Genomic DNA, 18,065 nt, shown 5'->3' on the forward strand with positions numbered 1-18,065 from the left:
CTTCTAGACTTGTCCCATGGATCACCGGCCCGCGAGCACGCGCACCCAGCGCCTGCTGATCTCGCTGGGCACCTTCGCCGTGATCGGGCTGATCAGCGGGACCAGTTGGCTCATGATCAATGGAACGCTGCCGGTGAGCATCTTCGGCCGCGGCTCGATCCCCGCGGCAGACCAGTGCCCCTCCGGCACCCAGCAGCCGGTGGTGCCCGAACGGGTCCGGATCTCGGTGTTCAACACCACCAACGCGCCCGGGCTGGCCCACCAGGTGGCCGATGAGCTCAGCCTTCGCGGCTTCCGGGTGGCCGACGTCGACAACGACTACTTCGCCGACACGGGCTTCGCCGGGATCATCCGGGTGGGGGACCGCGGCCTGCGGCAGGCCTACACCCTGCAGCAGCACATCCCCGGCAGCATGGTGGACGTCGATGACCGCGGCGACTTCCGCGTGGACCTGATTCTGGGCTCCGAGTTCGAGGTCCAGGACATAGGAGAGGCCGAGGACCTCGATCTGGTCCCCGGCCTCCTGCGCTGCTCTGCGGACTGAGCCGGCTCAGCCCCGTTCAGTTCAGTGCGCGTTCTTCCAGCGCCGGGCGGCGATGAAGCTGCGCACGCCCAGGACGATGTAGACCACGAGCACGATCACGGTGACCAGCGAGGAGATCACGGCTCCCGGGTTCTCGGACTCGCCGGTGAAGAGCTCGGGCAGGCTCATCAGCGGCATGATCATCCCGAAGGCGCCGAGCAGCGCGACCACCAGGGCGATATGGACGCCGAGCTTGCGGTTCTTCAGCGCGATGCCGCCGCTGATCAGCAGCAGCACACCGACCACTGAGGGGATCAGCGCGGTCACGCTGGCGAAGCCGGTGGCCACGTAGCCGGCGATGCCGATCACCACCAGCAGGCCGCCGACGATCAGGGTCAGACGAGGCATCGGGCTCGCCGGAGCGGCGGGGGCCGTCGTCGTCGATCTCGTGGAGTTCCTCGGTGTTGCGGGGTTGGTCATGGTGCTCCTTCTCGGGTGGCGGGGGTGGTGCGTCCTGTCTCTTCTACACAGTGTAGAAGATCCGGATCCATCACATCTTTCGACGTTTCTTCGATTGCGCAAAGAAGTGCGGATCTTTGATGGGAAAACCCTGGCGCTTGGGTTGCGCAGGGCGTGAACTGGGGTTGTCCCCGAAAAACGGTCCACGATTCAAAGGAGATTCAGATGACCGACACACTTACTCCGCAGTCCGAGACATCGCAGACCTCGCAGCCCGAGGGCACGCTCAGCCCCGAGACCAAAGAGGTCTTCCAGCAGAAGGTCGACGCGCTGCAGCAGGACTGGGACACCAACCCCCGCTGGGAACACACCACCCGCGACTACTCCGCAGCCGAGGTCATCAAGCTGCAGGGCAACGTCCAGGAGGAGCACACGCTGGCCAAGCGCGGCTCCGAGAAGCTCTGGAGCCAGCTCACCGCAGAGCACGCCGAGGGCAAGTACACCAACTCCCTGGGCGCGCTGACCGGCAACATGGCGGTCCAGCAGGTCAAGGCCGGGCTGCGCGCCATCTACCTCTCCGGCTGGCAGGTCGCCGGCGACGCCAACCTCTCGGGCCACACCTACCCGGACCAGTCGCTCTACCCGGCGAACTCGGTGCCTTCCGTGGTGCGCCGGATCAACAACGCTCTGCTGCGCGCGGATCAGATCGACTACCTCGAGGGCACCCGCACGGTGGAGGACTACATGGTCCCGATCATCGCCGACGCCGAGGCCGGGTTCGGCGGACCGCTGAACGCCTACGAGCTGATGAAGTCCATGATCGCCTCCGGCGCGGCCGGTGTGCACTGGGAAGATCAGCTCGCCTCGGAGAAGAAGTGTGGACACCTCGGCGGCAAGGTGCTGATCCCCACCGGCCAGCACGTGCGCACGCTGCAGTCAGCCCGCCTGGCCGCCGATGTGCACAACACCCCCAGCGTGGTCATCGCCCGCACCGATGCCGAGGCTGCCACGCTGATCACCTCCGACGTGGACGAGCGCGACCAGGCCTTCATCACCGGGGAGCGCACCGCCGAGGGCTTCTACAAGGTGCGCAACGGCATCGAGCCCTGCATCTCCCGGGCGAAGGCCTATGCACCCTACGCGGACCTGATCTGGATGGAGACCGGCACCCCGGACCTGGAGTACGCCAAGCAGTTCGCCGAGGCGGTCAAGGCCGACTTCCCGGACCAGATGCTGGCCTATAACTGCTCGCCCTCGTTCAACTGGAAGAAGCACCTCGACGACGAGACCATCGCGAAGTTCCAGCGCGAGCTGGGCGCCATGGGCTTCACCTTCCAGTTCATCACCCTGGCCGGCTTCCACGCGCTGAACTACTCGATGTTCGAGCTGGCGCGCGGCTATAAGGACAACCAGATGAAGGCCTATGTGGAGCTGCAGGAGAAGGAGTTCGCAGCCGAAGCAGACGGCTACACGGCCACCAAGCACCAGCGCGAGGTCGGCACCGGATACTTCGATGCCATCTCGACCACGTTGAACCCCGAGTCCTCGACGGTGGCCTATAAGGGTTCCACCGAAGCAGGACAATTCCACTGATCCACCGGCATTGACAAAGGAGTCAGCCATGAACGCCCAGACCAGCACATCCTTGCACTCCAGCACCGAACCCCGGAATGAAAGCGTCACCGATCCGACCGAGGCCAGTGTGAGCAGCGGCATCACGATCAACGGGATCACCCTCACGGCACCGCGGGCACCGCGGCAGAACGAGGTGTTCACCGCGGATGCGCTGACCTTCCTGAGCACCCTGCACCGCGAATTCGGCACACGTATCGCCGAACTTCAGGCGCCGGAGCTCCAGCCGCAGCGGAACTTCGCGCCGAGCCCGACGGGGCGGCGCGGAAGTGCGGAGGAGGCCGAGGCCTCCTGGAAGGCGCTGGTCGAGCGGTACCTGGTGGAACCTCCCGCCGCTTTTGCGACTCCCCGGCGACTGACCCGGTCCGAGGACCGGATCTTCTCGAACGGGCAGCCGCTTTCGGCAGGGCTGGTCGACTTCGCGCTGCATATCCAGCGTCGGGCGCGCCGCCTGGTCTCGGAGGGCAGGGCTCCGTTCATCTCGCTGCTCGGCATCGAGGGTGAAGAGGAGCTGGAGATCTGGCAGGAGATGTTCACCCGGGCTGAGGAGCTGGTCGGACTCCCGGCCGGCACCATCCGGGCCATCACGTTCAGCGCCGAGCAGGACGACGCCGGCGGTGCGGTCCTGCTGCAGAAGCGGGCCCGCTGAACCGCGGCTGGCCTCCGCAAGACAGACAGAGACCCCCGGTCCCACGATCGAGTCCATGACTCGCCGTGGGGCCGGGGGTCTTTGTCATCGGGCCCTGATCAGCAGTCGCTGATCAACGTCCGCAGATCACTCCTTGAGCGAGTCGATCAGCTCGGCGTTCTCTTCCATCCAGACCTGAGCGGCCTCTTCTTCGTTGTCCGCGTACTCGTTGACCATCATGTCCTCGAGCTCCGCGTACTCCTCATCGGAGAGCGTGAAGTTGCCCATCCACTCGGCCACCTCGGGGAACTCCTCGGAGAACTCGGAGTTGGCGATGAAGTTCAGCGTCTCGGGCTCGCCCAGCGCGCCTTCCGGGTCCTCGAGATCCTTCAGGTCGAAGTCGCCGTAGGCGTAGAACGGACGCCACAGGGTCACCACGATGTCCTCCTCGTCGTCGATGGCTGAGCCCAGCTCGGTCAGCATCGCCGCGGTGGAGGATTCGACGAGCTCGAAGTCTGCATCCAACTCATAGGCAGGGAACACGTCGTTGGCGGTCACGCCCATATGACCGGAGCCCGGCTCGATGCCGATGACCTGACCGTTGAAGTCCTCGACATTGTCAGGAAGCTCAGCGATCGAGTCGATCTCGGTGTATTCGGGGACCGCCAGGGTCAGCACAGCACCCTCGTAGTACGCGCCGAGATCCTCGAGGTCGTCACCGTATTCGTCCATGTACTCGGCGTGGGTGACCTCCGGCCATGCGGAGGGATACACGTCGAGGTCGCCCTGCGCCACACCTGTGTAGAGCGGGGCGGCATCGTTGATCTCTTCGATCTCGACCTCGTAGCCTTCGTCCTCGAGGATGCCCTGCCAGAGGTAAGCCATGCTCAGACCATCGGTCCAGCTGGGAATGATGCCCAGGGTGACGGTGCCGGAGGCCTCGGCCTCGTCCCCGTTCTCTGCGGCGTCGTCCCCTCCGCCGCAGGCGGTCAGCGCGAGAGCCGCCGCGGCGGTCAGGCCGATGAACTTCGATGCTGTGCCAGTTCGTGTACTCATGATGTGCCTCATTCTGTTGGGTGCGGGTGCGGTGTCTGGTCTGTGGTCTCGGGTGTGGCTTCGCGCGGCGAGCGAGGCCGGATCAGGCGGCCTTCGTGGCGGCGGGCTCAGGGCTTCGTCGAGGACGGCCCCGACGCAGCAGCTTCGACATCCGTCCCACGGCCATGCCGCCGTGACCGATGGCGGAGGTGACGCGGTCCAGATAGATGGCCAGGACGACGACGGCGAGCCCGGCCTCGAACGCCAGGCCGATGTCCAGGCTGCCGATGGCTCGCATGACCTCCCCGCCGAGGCCCCCGGCGCCGACGAGGCCAGCGATGACGGCCATGGACAGCGCCAGCATGATGACCTGATTGACCCCGGCCATGATGGTCTTCAGTGCCAGCGGAAGCTGGATGCGCAGCAAGATCTGCCCGGGGGTGCTGCCGAAGGCGTGGCCTGCCTCCACCACTTCGGGGTCGACTCCGCGGATGCCCAGCTCGGTGAACCGCACCCCGGGTGGAAGCGCGAAGATGATGGTCGCGACGACACCGCTGGTGACACCGATGCTGAACAGCGTCACCACGGGAACCAGCCAGACGAAGGCCGGCATGGTCTGCATCAGGTCCATCACCGGCCTGATCGCCCCGCTGACCCGGTCTGACCGGGCAGCCCAGATTCCGAGCGGGATCGCGATCACCAGGGCGATGCCGGCCGCTACGGCCACCAGGGCCAGCGTGGTCATGGCGTTCTCCCACTGATCGATGCTGATCACAAAGACCAGCATCACGATCGAGAGGAGACCCAGCTTCCAGTCCTTGACCAGCCACCCCAGGAGAGAGAACGCCACAGCGAGCAGGAGCGCGTCCGGAGTGTTGAGCAGGTCGTCCAGGCCGCTGGTCAGAGTTGAGACGACGGTTCTGATCAGGTCGAACAGGGCACCGAGGTTGTCGTTGACCCAGCCGAAGCCGGTCTCGATCCATTCGCCGACGTTCAACCGGGGGACCCCGGCTCCTTCAGTCTCTTGAGCAGTGGTGATCATCGGGTGCCCACCTCCTCTGAGGCGTCGTGGCCGGTGTATTTCGGCTCCGCCAGGGCATTGAGCAGGGTCACGCGGGCGATGATCCCTTCTAACCGGCCGGCATCATCGATCACTGCCAGCCCTGCTTCGCTCTGCGCGGCCTGGGTCATCAGCTCGGCCAGCGGAGTCTCCGCGTGCACCGAGGGTGCCGGCTGCAAGAGTCCCTCGAGAGTGTTCGCGCCCTGCGACACGGCTGCCGCGACCGCCGCCTCGTGGACGAAGCCATGCAGCTTCTTTCCACGGTCCACGACGGCCAAAACGCTGGTCTGATGCTCGCGCATCAGCTTGTGCGCGGTGCGGGGACCCTGTTCCGTGCCGAGCACCGCCACGGGAGGCTCCATGATGGCCCCTGCGGTGAGGACCCGGGTGCGGTCCACGTCCTGGACGAACTGGGCCACGTAATCGTTGGCCGGGTCATTGAGGATCTGCTCCGAGGTGCCGATCTGAACCGTGCGGCCGTCGCGCATCATTGCGATCCGGTCGCCGAGCCGCATGGCCTCGTTGAGGTCATGGGTGATGAACAGGATGGTCTTGCCCAGCTGCTCCTGGAGTTCCACGAGCTGGTCCTGCATCTCCCGCCTGATCAGGGGATCCAGTGCGCTGAAGGCCTCGTCCATGAGCATCACGTCGGTGCCGGCCGCCAGGGCGCGGGCCAGGCCGACTCGTTGGCGCATGCCTCCGGAGAGCTCGTCCGGCATGGATCCGCCCCAGCCGTCGAGGCCGACCATCTGCAGGGCCTCTTCGGCCTTGCGCTCCCGATCCGAGCGGTTGAGGCCCTGGACCTCCAGTGCATAGGCGGCGTTCTGCCCGACCGTGCGGTGGGGGAGCAGCGCGAAGTGCTGGAACACCATGGAGACCTTCTCGCGGCGCACCCGGCGCAGCTCGTTGGCCGAGAGTCGGGCGATGTCTTCACCGCCGACCTCGATGCTCCCTGCGGTGGCTGGCAGCAGGCCGTTGACCATGCGGATCAGCGTGGACTTTCCTGAGCCGGAGAGGCCCATCACCACGAAGACCTCGCCGGGATGGACGTCAAAGCTCGCGTCGATGACCGCAGCGGTGCCCAGGTCCTTGACGTCCTCACGATCGGCGCCATCCTTGATGCGCCGCACGATCTCATCGGGGCGTTTGCCGAAGGCTTTGTACACATTCCGCGCTCGGACCACGGGCTCGGTGGTGCTGGAATTCAAGATTCTCTCCCGTTGAAGTGGTGGTCTTCGACCTTACCAGGAGCCGCATATAACCTGTTTACAACCTGTTAACGTGCGATTTCGCCATGTCAAATGCGGCGGTGTATTCCACGTTACTCGCGGACTGTGAGCAGTGGTGCGCATCACCGGCCATGTGACTTCGGGCGGTATGCTCCACAGGTATGCGGACAGTACGAGAAACCTCGACGGCGAGGGAAGCGTCCCACCGCACCCAGCTGCGCTCCATCGAGCGCGCCTCGGGGGAATCCCAGGATGAAGGATTCGACCTGATCGCGCTCGGTCGACGGGTGCGCCACCTGCGCAAACAGGCTGGAATGACCCTTGACGCGCTCGCCGAGGCACTGGGCACCGCGCCCAGCCAGCTCTCACTGCTGGAGAACGGCCGCCGCGAGCCCAAGCTCTCCCAGCTGCAGCAGCTGGCGAAGGCGCTGGAGGTCAGCTTCGATGACCTCTTCGGCGCTGAGCCGCCCTCGAAGCGCGCAGCCCTGGAGATCGAGCTGGAGAAGGCTCAGCGGGGACCGCTCTACGCCGCCCTGAACCTGCCTGCGGTGCGGATCAGCAACCGGCTGCCCATGGACGTGCTGGAATCACTGGTCGCTCTGCAGCGAGAGCTGCGCCGTCAGCTGGAGGAGCAGGCCGCCACTCCGGAGGAGGCGCGGCGGGCCAATACCGAGCTGCGCGAGGAGATGCGCGCCAAGAACAACTACTACCCCGAGATCGAGGCGGCCGCGCAAGGACTGCTGGACGCGGTGGACCACCGCGAAGGGCCGCTGTCCCACCATGTGGCCGCCGACATCGCCGCGCACCTGGGGTTCTCGCTGCGCTTCGTGAAGAATCTGCCCGAATCCACCCGCTCGGTCACGGATCAGAAGAACCGGATCATCTACCTGACCCAGGGCACCTCGCGGCAGTGGGACGCCCGCTCGGTGCTGCTGCAGGCGCTGGGCCATCAGGTGCTGGGCCACACCGAGCCCCAGGACTATTCCGAGTTCCTGCGGCAGCGGGTCTATACCAATTACTTCGCCGCGAGCCTGCTGATGCCCCAGGCCACCACGGTGCGCTTCCTGAAGGAGTCCAAGGCGCGCAAGGAGATCGCGATCGAGGATCTGCGCGACGCCTTTGCGGTCTCCTACGAGTCGGCCGCCCATCGGTTCACCAATCTCGCCACGGAGCATCTGGGCATCACCTGTCACTTCCAGAAGGTGCATGAGTCCGGGATTCTGCACAAGGCCTACGAGAACGACGGCGTGAACTTCCCGGCGGATCATTCCGGGGCCATCGAGGGCCAGACGATCTGCCGGCAATGGACCTCGCGGCAGGTCTTCGAGGTCGACGACAAGTTCCGGTCCTTCCACCAGTACACCGACACCACGGTCGGCACGTTCTGGTGCACTGCACGGACCGAGGCGCATTCCTCCGGGCTCTACTCGCTCTCCATCGGGGTGCCCTTCGAGCACGTGAAATGGTTCCGCGGCTCCGACACGACGTCACGGTCCTCCTCGCGCTGCCCCGATGACCCGACCTGCTGTCGTCAGCCCCCGGCGGCGCTGGCCGCCCGCTGGGAAGGTCAGGCCTGGCCAGCGGCGCGCGCCAACAGCCACCTGCTCGCCGCCATGCCCCAGGGCGCCTTCCCCGGAGTGGACACCACCGAGGTCTATGAGTTCCTGGAACGGCACTCGCGCCAGGACTGAGCGCTGGCCTGGGCAGGGAAGTTAACCATGGATCTTGCTCGGATTGTTGAACAATCCTCTCGAGTCAGGCATTCTTGACTCAGCTCACACTGAGACGTGGGCAACATCGGCTCGAGGAGGTTCACGTGGCACAGATCGACCTGAACAGCGACGTCGGAGAGTCCTTCGGCAACTGGACCAGCGGGGACGACGCCGCCATCCTGCGCACCGTCTCCAGCGCGAACATCGCCTGCGGCTTCCATGCGGGGGACCCGCTGACCATCCGGGCCACCGCCAGCGAGGCAGTCGCCAACGACGTCGTCATCGGAGCCCATATCGGCTACCGCGACCTCGCCGGCTTCGGTCGCCGTCACCTGGAGTGTTCCCCCGATGAGCTCGCCGCCGACGTGCTCTATCAGCTCGGCGCCCTGGAAGGGATCGCGCTGGGGCTGGGGTCCCACATCCGGTACGTGAAGCCGCACGGCGCGCTGTATCACGCGATGATCTCCCACACCGGGCACGCCCACGCGGTCATCGACACCATCGCGGCCTACCGCGAGAGCACCGGGCGCGACCTCCCGGTGCTGCTGCTGCCCGGATCGATCGCTCTGGACTACGCCGCCGAGGCCGGCCTGCGCGGGATATCCGAGGCCTTCGCCGATCGCAGCTATAACCCGGACGGCACCCTGGTCTCCCGGCGCGAGCCCGACGCCGTGCTGCATGACACCGAGCAGATCGTGGAGAACATGCTGCGCCTGGCCGAGGAGTCGGTGCTGATCGCCCGCGACGGTACCCGGATCGAGACCCAGGCAGAATCCATCTGTACCCACGGCGATACGCCCGGTGCGGTGGCGATGGCCCAGGCGGTGCGCAGCGCCCTGGAGGGTGCCGGAGTCGAGATCCGCAGCTTCGCATGATCAGCGCCATCCGAGAGGCCGGCCCCCGCGCGCTGCTGCTGGAGTTCGAGACCCTGGACCAGGTGCTGACCTGCCATCAGCAGCTGCGCCGAGACCCGCTGCCCGGTCAGGTGGAGGCCGTGGCGGCGGCCCGCACCATCTTGCTGCGCTTCACGGCCCGCCCTGCCCTGCGCGAAGCCCGGACCCGGCTGCCCAGCCTGGAGCTGGGGGAGTTCTCGACCGCAGACTCTCGCCACGTGGAGCTGGAGGTCATCTACGACGGCGAGGACCTCCAGGAGCTGGCCTCGCACCTTCACATGAGCGTCGAGGCGCTGATCGACTGGCACAGCTCCACGTCGTGGACCGGAGCCTTCGGCGGATTCGCCCCCGGGTTCACCTACTGCGTGCCCGTTCCGGCCCCGGGGGAGTCCGCACAGCACACCGTCGGCGAGGATTCCGGTGCGGCTGGACCCGGCCCCGCCGGCCCCTTCGATGTGCCGCGCCGCAGCAGCCCCCGCACGACGGTGCCGGCGGGTGCCGTGGCGATGGCCGGTGAGTTCTCCGCGATCTACCCGCGGGTCTCGCCAGGCGGCTGGCAGCTGATCGGTCACACCCCCGCCACCATGTGGGACCTCTCCCGAGAAGCCCATGGTGAGTCCCCGGCGCTGGTCCGCCCGGGGGACTCGGTGCGGTACAAGCCCGTCGCGGCCCGCGCGGTGACCACTGATTTCACCGCGCGCGGTGCACCCTCGAACTCGCAGGACCCGCAGGATCCGCAGGATCCGCAGAACCCACAGAACCCGCAGGACGTTGCGACCGCGGACGCTGCGACCGAGGACTCCCACGGCCACGGGGGCCTCGCGCTCACCGTGCTGGACCCGGGTCTGCAGACCCTGATCCAGGACCTCGGCCGCAGCGGACTCAGCGACCTCGGTGTCTCCCGCGCCGGCGTCGCCGATGAGGCCGCCGCCCGAGAGGTGAACCGACTTCTCGGCAACCCCCCACAGGCCGCAGTGCTCGAAGCGCTGCACGGCGGCCTGAGCCTGCACGCCGAAGCCACCGTGGTGCTCGCGGTCGCCGGGGCACAGGCGCCGCTGAGAATCACCGCCCCCGAGGGCTCCAGCCGGCGCGCCCCGCTGCGCACCCCTTTCGCCCTTGCCGCGGGGGAGACCCTGAGCCTCGGCGCACCCGAAAGGGGACTGCGCAGCGTGATCGGGCTGCGCGGGGGCATCGCCGCCACGCCGGTGCTCCGGCAGCGTCTCCGCCGACACCATGTCCGGGCTGGGCCCGGCTCCGCTCGCGGCCGGAGACCGGCTGCACACCGCCGGGGTCGCCACCGGCGCCGTCGCCGAACCCGGGTCTGACCGATCCGCGGCTGAGTCGCCCACCCTTGAGCTGCCGACCGCGCTGCGCTTCACCTACGGTCCGCGGGCCGACTGGTTCAGCCCCGAAGAGGCCGCTCGGCTGGCGGCCCAGCCCTGGGCGGTGTCCCAGTCCTCGAACCGGATCGGGATCCGGCTCGAGGTCCCCGAGCCGGAGACTCCCGCACCGAACTCCCCGCGTCCGCTGCGGCGGATCAAGGAGGGGGAGCTTCCCAGTGAGGGTGTGGTCCGCGGTTCGCTGCAGATGCCGCCTGCCGGCACGCCGGTGCTCTTCCTCAACGATCACCCGGTGACCGGGGGATACCCCGTGATCGGCGTCGTCATCGACGAAGACCTCCCGCGTGCCGCCCAGCTCGCCCCCGGAGACCAGGTCACCCTGGTCCCTGTGGACCCCGACATGCTGACCCCGCTGCCCCAGACCACCGCGACCCCTGACGCAGAAAAGAAGCCCTCATCATGAAGCGCATCCTGATCGCCAACCGTGGCGAGATCGCCGTCCGCATCATCCGCAGCGCCCGCGAATCCGGCTACAGCGCCGCGGCGGTCTACGCCGACCAGGACGCCGACTCGCTGCACGTCCAGCTGGCCGACGCGGCGGTGGCGCTGCACGGCACCACCCCGGCGCAGACCTACCTGGACCAGCAGAAGCTCCTCGCCGCCGCCCGCGAGCTCGACGCCGACGCGATCCATCCCGGCTACGGCTTCCTCTCGGAGAACGCCGACTTCGCCCGCGCCGTGATCGCCGCCGGACTGACCTGGATCGGCCCGAAGCCTGAGACCATCGAAGCCCTCGGGAACAAGGTCACCGCCCGGGCGCTGGCGGTCAAGGTCGGCGCCCCGCTGGTCCCGGGCACCGACGGCCCGGTCTCCGGCGGCGAGGAGATCCGCGAGTTCGTGGCCGAGCACGGACTGCCGGTGGCGATCAAGGCCGCCCATGGCGGCGGGGGCCGCGGCATGCGCATCGTGCGCGAAGAGTCCGAGATCGATGAGGCCTTCGCCTCGGCCGTGCGCGAGGCCGAATCCGCCTTCGGCCGCGGAGAATGCTTCGTGGAACGGTTCCTGGACCGGCCCCGGCACGTGGAGGCCCAGGTCCTCGCGGACGCCCAGGGCAACGTCGTCGTCGTCGGCACCCGAGACTGCTCGCTGCAGCGGAGGAACCAGAAGCTCGTGGAGGAGGCTCCCGCGCCGTTCCTCAGCGAGGACCAGCGCGCCGACATCCACCGCTCCGCCCGGGCGATCTGCGCCGAGGCCGGATACCTTGGAGCCGGCACCGTGGAATACCTGCTCAGCCCCGGCCAGGGCGAGACGCCCGGCCTGCTGAGCTTCCTGGAGGTCAATACCCGGCTGCAGGTGGAACACCCGGTCACCGAAGAGACCTCCGGGGTGGACCTGGTGGCCGAGCAGCTGCGCATCGCTGAAGGGCAGCCGCTGCGCCTCACCCAAGACCCGCAGCCGCGCGGGCACTCTATCGAGTTTCGGCTCAACGCCGAGGAGCCGGCCCAAGGATTCCTGCCCACCCCCGGCCCGGTGACGCTTTTCGCCCCGCCCACCGGCCCCGGCATCCGGGTCGACACCGGGGTGCGCAGCGGGGATGAGATCTCCGGCGCCTTCGATTCGATGCTGGCCAAACTCGTGGTCACCGGACCCGATCGGGACACCACGCTGCGCCGGGCCCGGATGGCCCTGGCCGAGATGCGCATCGAGGGTCTGCCCACCGTGCTGCCCTTCCACCGGCAGGTGCTCGAGGCCGGGGACTTCCTCGCCGCCGAGGGGGCGGACAGCTTCCGGGTCCACACCCGCTGGATCGAGACCGAGTTCGAGGAAGCCTACGGGGAGTCCATGGTCGACTCCGAGCACCTCGCCGCCGCGCTGCGCCACCGGGAGCAGCGGATGCGCCGCACCACCGTGGAGATCGACGGTCGCGCGGTGAGTCTGGGACTGCCCGCCGCCCTGCTGAACCTGCTCGGCAACGGCTCAGGTGCCGGGGCCGGCCACGACGCCAGCGATGACGCCGCCGGCGACGCTGCGGCCGAGGCCGCCCCCGGCGCCGTGGTGACGAAGCTGGCCGGCAGCCTGGTCAACTTCGCGGTGGAGGACGGCGCCGAGGTCTCCGCAGGGGACCCGGTTGCGGTGGTGGAGGCGATGAAGATGGAGTCCACCGTGGCCGCGCCGCGCGACGGCCGCTTCCGGCGTGAGGACCTGGCCCCCGGTGCGGCGCTGCGAGCCGGCCAGGCGCTGGGCACCATCGAATGACTCGCGTGATGCCAGGTTGAGGTGCAGTTTTGCGATGTCGGCTAGATTGATGTCATGACCGACGTGATGTGGAGCTCCTTATCCCCCAAGGGCCTCAGCGAGCATGCCCAGGTCCCGGAACGCGTCGCGGAGCTGCTGCGCGGGGCGATCTCCGCTGGAACCATCAGGCCAGGCACCAAGCTCCCCGAGGTCGAACTGACCCGCCAGCTCGACATCTCGCGACACACGCTGCGCAGCGGATTCCAGATCCTGGCCTCAGAGGGGCTCGTGGAGCGGCATCCCAACCGCGGAGTCTTCGTGCACCAGCCCACCGCGGAAGACATCGCCGAGGTCTACCGGGTGCGCCGGGTGCTGGAGGTCGGCGCGGTGCGCACCGCAGCATTTCCTGCCGAGGAGCTCGAGCACCTGCACCGGATCGTCTCCGCCGCGGAGCTGGCGCGGGAGCGCGGGGACATCCCCGCGATGGCCCAGGCGAATCAGGTCTTCCATCGGACCCTCGCCGCGCAGGTGCGCAGCGCAATGATCGACGCGCTCATGGAACAGGTGCTGGCGCGGATGCGTCTGGCGTTCTATGCCAAGTCCGAGCAGCCCAGCTTCCATCACGCCTATATCGACCGGAACCGGGAACTGGCTCGACTGCTCGCGCTGGGGGACCGGCACGCCGCGGAGATTCACCTGCTGCGCTACCTCGATGCCGCCGAGGCCGAGCTGCTGGAACATCTGGGCGGCTAGGCCGCGAAACAGGATCAGGGCCAGACCCGACCGAGCCTGTCCCTGATCCTTCAGCGCGCGGTGGCTGTCGCCGACGGATCAGCTTCGCTGCCGATACGGATCGTACTGCGGCTTCTGATATGAGTACTCCCCGCCCTGGCGTCCCCCATAGGGTCTGCCGTGATCGGCATACTCCGCGCGCAGGAACACCAGCCGCCAGACCCCGAGGTCGATCCGGGATCCGGTGCGCAGCGTGACCGGCGCCCCGGGCTCGGCACTGCGGCTGCCACCGATGGACCCGTGACGGACGATCACGAATTCATCGAACTCGTCGTGGAGGATCTCCGCGTGCAGCGGCTCCAGACCCGCGAGCAGCAGATCGGAGGACTCGTCACTGCCGATCAGCGTGCGATCAGCCACCAGGTTGAACTCCAGCGGGCCGGCACCGGGCTGATCGGTGCGGCTCATCACCAGCCGCGGGCGACCGGCACCGCGCGGAGCATGGGTGGTGGTGACCCGACGTCGGATCTTCCGGTTGAACGTCGGCGCCGGGGGCCACGGCGTCTCCGGAGGGATCAGCGACCCGGACCCCTTGGCGTCCGATGAACCGCTGCCCGCGAAGCGTGGCAGCGACTTCAGCGAACCCAGCCGAATGTGCTTCGACCGAGTCAGCGCTCGGCTCAGCACGGTGGTCTTCACCGCACCCAGGGAGACGATCTCTCCCGACGGACCGATCACGGTGAGCGTCAGATCCTGCGCCGCCAACTGGGTGGCGAAGGCGTCGGCCGCGCGGGTGATCGAGCGCGGCATCCCGTCGAGCAGCGAGGAGTCCTCGGTGCGGACCTCGATGTGCCGGCCCGCCGCGGTGATGGTCGCGTTGATCGGTTCAGACGGGGTCCCGTCCGGCTCGACCTGGCTGACGCTGAAGGCGAGGTCGATGTCTAGGCGCATGGCTCCTCCGGTCTCCACCGCAGCCGATCACGCTCAGCTGGCGTCGTCACTGGTGGTCACCCGCAGCGTGCCATCGAACTTCCAGACCGCCCGCGGCGCGTCGGGTCCGATGTCGCGGGGGACCTCCACGGTCATGTCCTGGAGCGTGTAGTTCACCGCGGCGCCCCGGCCGGTGAGATAGGACCACATCTCTTGGCCGAGATCGGCCCAATCGCCGATCTGGTGGGGCTGGTTGCCGCCGGGGTTCGAGCTCTCGGGTCGGGTGCTCTCAGTCATCGCTGATCTCCTGAACGGTGTCGGCGCCGCATCGCTGCGGTGCAGAGGGTGAGTGAGCTCTCGCTCACCGCCATCTTCGCCCGTGGAACCCGATTTTGGAAGCCCCAGCGTGCCGCTGATCACACATTACGGCGTATGACGCGGTGCCTGCCTGCTCAGTGCGCGGGCTTGGTCCCGACGTAGACCGTGTTCGAGGAGACTCCGCCGGTCAGGTGGTTGGCGAACTCCACGACGTGAGCCTGGCAGTCATCGAAGACCGTGGCGAGCGTGGCCATGAACTCCTCATCGGGGGCGTCGTCGGACCACAGCGTGAAGACCCCGCGATCGGCGAGGTGCGCCGCGAGCGCGGTGAGCCCTTCGGTGGTGTAGAGGTCCGAATGACTGGGGTGCAGGGTGTGCCGGGGCGAGTGGTCGACGTCGAGCAGGATGAGGTCGTGCCGGGGGGCCTCCGGTGCCGGGGGTGTCCGCATCACGGCGAAGAAGTCATCCTGGCGCAGGGTGGTCCGGGGGTCCTCGACGAGCTGCGCGGAGACCGGCAGCAGCTTGCGCTGGTGCCAGTCGATGACGGCCGGGAGCGCATCGATGACCTCGAGCCGATGCACCCGCGCGTCACCGAGCGCCGTGACCGCGGTATAGCCCAGGCCGAGACCGCCGACGACGACGTCGAGCTTCTCGCCTCTGGCCGCGGCGAGGCCCAGAAGCGACATCTGCTCCTCTGCCACGGTGAACAGGCTCGACATGAGGAACTCCTCGCCGAGCTTCACCTCATAGATCTGAGTGCCGGTGCCGGTGCCGGGCTCGGCGCGCCGGCGCAGCATCAGCTCGCCCATCGGCGTCTGCTGCCAGTCGAGCTCTTCGAACCTTGCGCTCATGCGGGGTCTCTCCTTGATCGAATGTCCGTCCTGGGCAGGGAGCTGCTCAGGAGTCCTCGGTGGCGAACTGGGTCCGGTAGAGCTCGGCATAGCGCCCGTCGGCCGCGAGCAGCTCGGTGTGCGTGCCGCGCTCGACGATCTTCCCGGCCTCGACCACCAGGATCGCATCCGCTGCGCGCACGGTGGAGAGCCGGTGGGCGATCACCAGGGCGGTCCGGCCCACCAGCGCCTCGGTCAGCGCGGCCTGCACGGCGGCCTCGGAGGTGGAGTCCAACGCGGCAGTGGCCTCGTCGAGGATCACCACCTGAGGCTGGGCCAGGAGCAGCCGGGCCAGGGTCATCCGCTGGCGCTCGCCGCCGGAGAGCCGGTAGCCGCGTTCCCCCACCACGGTGTCGAGGCCATCGGGCATGGAACGCACCACCGCCTCCAGCCGGGCCCGGCGGATCGCATCCCAGACCTGCTCATCGGTGGAATCTGGCGCCGGCAGGGTGAGGTTGGCCCGGATGGTGTCGTGGAACAGATGTCCGTCCTGCGTGACCACACCGAGGGTGGCCCGCAGCGAGGCGAAGGTGGTGTCGCGCAGGTCCATGCCCGCCATGCGCACCACGCCGGAGTCCACGTCGTAGAGCCGGGCCAGCAGCGCGGCGATGGTGGACTTGCCGGCCCCGGAGGAGCCCACGATGGCCACGGTCTGGCCCGGCTCCACGCGCAGGCTGATGCCGTGGAGGACCTCCTCGCCGCCGCGCTGGTCCAGTGTGGCCACCTCCTCGAGGGAGGCCAGGGAGACCTTCTCCGCGGAGGGGTAGGAGAAGGTGACGTTCTCGAACTCGACGGCGGTGGGGCCCTCGGGCAGCGGCTCGGCGTCTTCCTTCTCGGTGATCAACGGCTTGAGGTCCAAGACCTCGAAGACGCGTTCAAAGCTGACCAGCGCACTCATGACCTCCACCCTGGCGCTGGCCAGGGCGGTCAGCGGCGCGTAGAGCCGGGTGAGCAGCAGCGCCAGGGAGACTACGGCGCCGGCCTCGAGCTCGCCGAGGATCGCGTAGAACCCGCCCAGGCCATAGACCAGGGCCAGGGCCAGCGCGGAGACCAGGGTCAGCGCGGTGATGAAGGTGGACTGCAGCATCGCGGTCTTGACCCCGATGTCCCGTACCCGGCGGGCGCGCCGCTCGAACTCCACCGACTCCTCCTCGGGGCGTCCGAAGAGCTTGATCAGGGTGGCGCCCGGGGCGGAGAAGCGTTCGGTCATCTGGGTGCCCATGGTGGCGTTGTGGTTCGCCGCCTCGCGCTGCAGCTTGGCCAGCCGGCCGCCCATCAGGCGAGCAGGCACCACGAACACCGGAAGCAGGACCAGGGCCAACAGGGTGACCTGCCAGGACAGCGAGAGCATCGCGATGATGGTGAGCAGCACCATCACCAGGTTCCCGACGACGCCGGAGAGGGTGCCGCTGAAGGCGCGCTGGGCGCCGATGACGTCGTTGTTCAACCGGCTCACCAGCGCGCCGGTGCGGGTGCGGGTGAAGAACGCGATCGGCATCTTCTGCACGTGGTCGAACACGGCGGTGCGCAGATCCAGGATCAGGCCCTCGCCGATCCGTGAGGAGAGCCAGCGGCTCAGGATGCTGAACCCGGCATCGGCCACGGCGATGAGAGCGATCAGCACGGCCAGTCGGACCACGACCGCCACCTCCGCGGAGCTGGTGATCGCGTTGATGACCTGACCGGCGAGCAGCGGGGTCGCCACGGCGAGTGCCGCGGTGACTACCGAGAGGGTCAGGAACCAGATCAGCCGGGTCCGGTGCGGGCGGGCGAACCGGCCGATGCGGCTCAGCGTCTCCCGGTTGAACGGCCGATAGTCCTTCTTCGCGTGGGTCATGCTGTAGAGCGAGCCCCATGCCGCGCGTTCCATGCTCACGCACAAACCCCCAAGATCTTCCGTGATGCCGGGCTGGCTGCGACGGCACCGTCGAGCCCACAGGCCACAACCGATTCAACGCTACTCGCATTCCGAACCGCCGCGTCACTGCAGGTCAGCTGACCCTTGAGCGTGACCCCGCCGTCGCCGTAGGGTCACGGGCATGAACGTCAGCGTCCTGTCCATGCTGTCCATGCTGTTCATGCTCCTGGGAGCGGCGGCCGTGGCCGCCATCATCGGCTTCATCGTGATCGCGCTGATCCAGGTGGCTCGGGAGCCCCGGCTGCCGCCGGTGCTGCGGGTCTGCTGGGTGATCGTGCTGGTCGGTTTCCCGATCGGGGGCACGCTCGTCTGGTTCGGCTTCGGACACGACGTCAACCGGTGGATCCTCGCCGGCACCTGAGGCCGGCGTATGTGAAGAGCATGTAAAACGTGGGCCGATTGTTCCACAATCCCTTGCCTGGATTGTTGAACAACAGTACTGTGAGCTGTGATCCACGGAATAGACGTACGTCACATGTGCACTGCGCACGGTGTCGGCGATGTTCCCCCTACTCACCCATGGAGGGCTCC

16 protein-coding genes and 1 pseudogene are annotated in these 18,065 nt (G+C 67.9%); 9 read left to right on the top strand and 8 right to left on the bottom strand.

The features are described from left to right. The first annotated feature begins 16 nt into the window (after positions 1-16). Positions 17-544, top strand: coding sequence for a LytR C-terminal domain-containing protein (locus BG28_RS01355; protein ID WP_036473317.1), 528 nt, complete (start codon positions 17-19; stop codon positions 542-544). 21 nt (positions 545-565) lie between these two features. Here the strand turns inward: BG28_RS01355 and BG28_RS15590 are convergent, their stop codons facing one another. After that, a complete protein-coding gene (locus BG28_RS15590; protein WP_161634778.1) occupies positions 566-1,003 on the bottom strand; it encodes a TMEM14 family protein in 438 nt (145 codons plus the stop codon). A gap of 204 nt (positions 1,004-1,207) precedes the next feature. Here BG28_RS15590 and aceA point away from each other — a divergent pair, with 204 nt between their 5' ends. Both aceA and BG28_RS01370 read left to right on the top strand, forming a co-directional pair. After that, positions 1,208-2,575, top strand: coding sequence for an isocitrate lyase (aceA, locus tag BG28_RS01365; protein WP_036473319.1), 1,368 nt, complete (start codon positions 1,208-1,210; stop codon positions 2,573-2,575). A gap of 28 nt (positions 2,576-2,603) precedes the next feature. Next, positions 2,604-3,263, top strand: coding sequence for a hypothetical protein (locus BG28_RS01370; RefSeq protein ID WP_036473320.1), 660 nt, complete (start codon positions 2,604-2,606; stop codon positions 3,261-3,263). A gap of 126 nt (positions 3,264-3,389) precedes the next feature. Here the strand turns inward: BG28_RS01370 and BG28_RS01375 are convergent, their stop codons facing one another. From BG28_RS01375 to BG28_RS01385, 3 genes are all read right to left on the bottom strand, one after another. Further along, a complete protein-coding gene (locus BG28_RS01375) occupies positions 3,390-4,298 on the bottom strand; it encodes a glycine betaine ABC transporter substrate-binding protein (protein WP_036473321.1) in 909 nt (302 codons plus the stop codon). An 82-nt stretch (positions 4,299-4,380) separates the two neighbouring features. Then, positions 4,381-5,319, bottom strand: a complete 939-nt coding sequence (locus BG28_RS01380) for a proline/glycine betaine ABC transporter permease (RefSeq protein ID WP_036473322.1) — start codon at positions 5,317-5,319, stop codon at positions 4,381-4,383. Next, entirely contained in the window at positions 5,316-6,545 is a 1,230-nt protein-coding gene (locus BG28_RS01385; RefSeq protein WP_084479300.1) for a glycine betaine/L-proline ABC transporter ATP-binding protein, read from the bottom strand. The genes BG28_RS01380 and BG28_RS01385 overlap by 4 nt, the downstream gene beginning before the upstream one ends. Before the next feature lie 182 nt (positions 6,546-6,727). On the opposite strand from BG28_RS01385, the gene BG28_RS01390 reads away from it, so the two are divergent. From BG28_RS01390 to BG28_RS01410, 5 genes and pseudogenes are all read left to right on the top strand, one after another. Further along, positions 6,728-8,257, top strand: coding sequence for a helix-turn-helix domain-containing protein (locus BG28_RS01390; RefSeq protein ID WP_084479301.1), 1,530 nt, complete (start codon positions 6,728-6,730; stop codon positions 8,255-8,257). Positions 8,258-8,382: 125 nt separating this feature from the next. Beyond that, entirely contained in the window at positions 8,383-9,153 is a 771-nt protein-coding gene (locus BG28_RS01395) for a LamB/YcsF family protein (protein ID WP_036473323.1), read from the top strand. After that, positions 9,150-10,974, top strand: a pseudogene (locus tag BG28_RS01400) (carboxyltransferase domain-containing protein). Before BG28_RS01395 ends, BG28_RS01400 begins: the two are co-directional and overlap by 4 nt. Further along, complete coding sequence (locus BG28_RS01405) at positions 10,971-12,767, top strand: biotin carboxylase N-terminal domain-containing protein (RefSeq protein WP_036473324.1); 1,797 nt, start codon at positions 10,971-10,973, stop codon at positions 12,765-12,767. The pseudogene BG28_RS01400 and the gene BG28_RS01405 overlap by 4 nt, the downstream one beginning before the upstream one ends. A gap of 54 nt (positions 12,768-12,821) precedes the next feature. Continuing rightward, positions 12,822-13,499, top strand: coding sequence for a GntR family transcriptional regulator (locus BG28_RS01410; RefSeq protein ID WP_036473325.1), 678 nt, complete (start codon positions 12,822-12,824; stop codon positions 13,497-13,499). A gap of 78 nt (positions 13,500-13,577) precedes the next feature. On the opposite strand, the gene BG28_RS15995 is transcribed toward BG28_RS01410, so the two are convergent. From BG28_RS15995 to BG28_RS01430, 4 genes are all read right to left on the bottom strand, one after another. Further along, positions 13,578-14,429: an FHA domain-containing protein gene (locus tag BG28_RS15995; RefSeq protein WP_036473327.1), complete on the bottom strand. Its 852-nt coding sequence runs from the start codon at positions 14,427-14,429 to the stop codon at positions 13,578-13,580. A gap of 33 nt (positions 14,430-14,462) precedes the next feature. After that, complete coding sequence (locus BG28_RS01420) at positions 14,463-14,705, bottom strand: hypothetical protein (RefSeq protein WP_036473329.1); 243 nt, start codon at positions 14,703-14,705, stop codon at positions 14,463-14,465. A 155-nt stretch (positions 14,706-14,860) separates the two neighbouring features. Further along, the gene (locus BG28_RS01425) at positions 14,861-15,577 is read right to left on the bottom strand and encodes a spermidine synthase (RefSeq protein ID WP_036473330.1); all 717 of its coding nucleotides are present in this window, start codon (positions 15,575-15,577) and stop codon (positions 14,861-14,863) included. A 46-nt stretch (positions 15,578-15,623) separates the two neighbouring features. Next, positions 15,624-17,492 carry an ABC transporter ATP-binding protein gene (locus BG28_RS01430; protein WP_200869270.1) on the bottom strand — a complete coding sequence of 623 codons (1,869 nt, stop codon included), beginning with the start codon at positions 17,490-17,492 and terminating at the stop codon, positions 15,624-15,626. A 163-nt stretch (positions 17,493-17,655) separates the two neighbouring features. Here BG28_RS01430 and BG28_RS01435 point away from each other — a divergent pair, with 163 nt between their 5' ends. Next, entirely contained in the window at positions 17,656-17,895 is a 240-nt protein-coding gene (locus BG28_RS01435; RefSeq protein ID WP_036473334.1) for a hypothetical protein, read from the top strand. The last annotated feature ends 170 nt before the right edge of the window (positions 17,896-18,065 follow it).

Origin of the sequence: Nesterenkonia sp. AN1 (genome assembly GCF_000582475.1) — a bacterium.
Taxonomy (GTDB): Bacteria; Actinomycetota; Actinomycetes; order Actinomycetales; family Micrococcaceae; genus Nesterenkonia; species Nesterenkonia aurantiaca.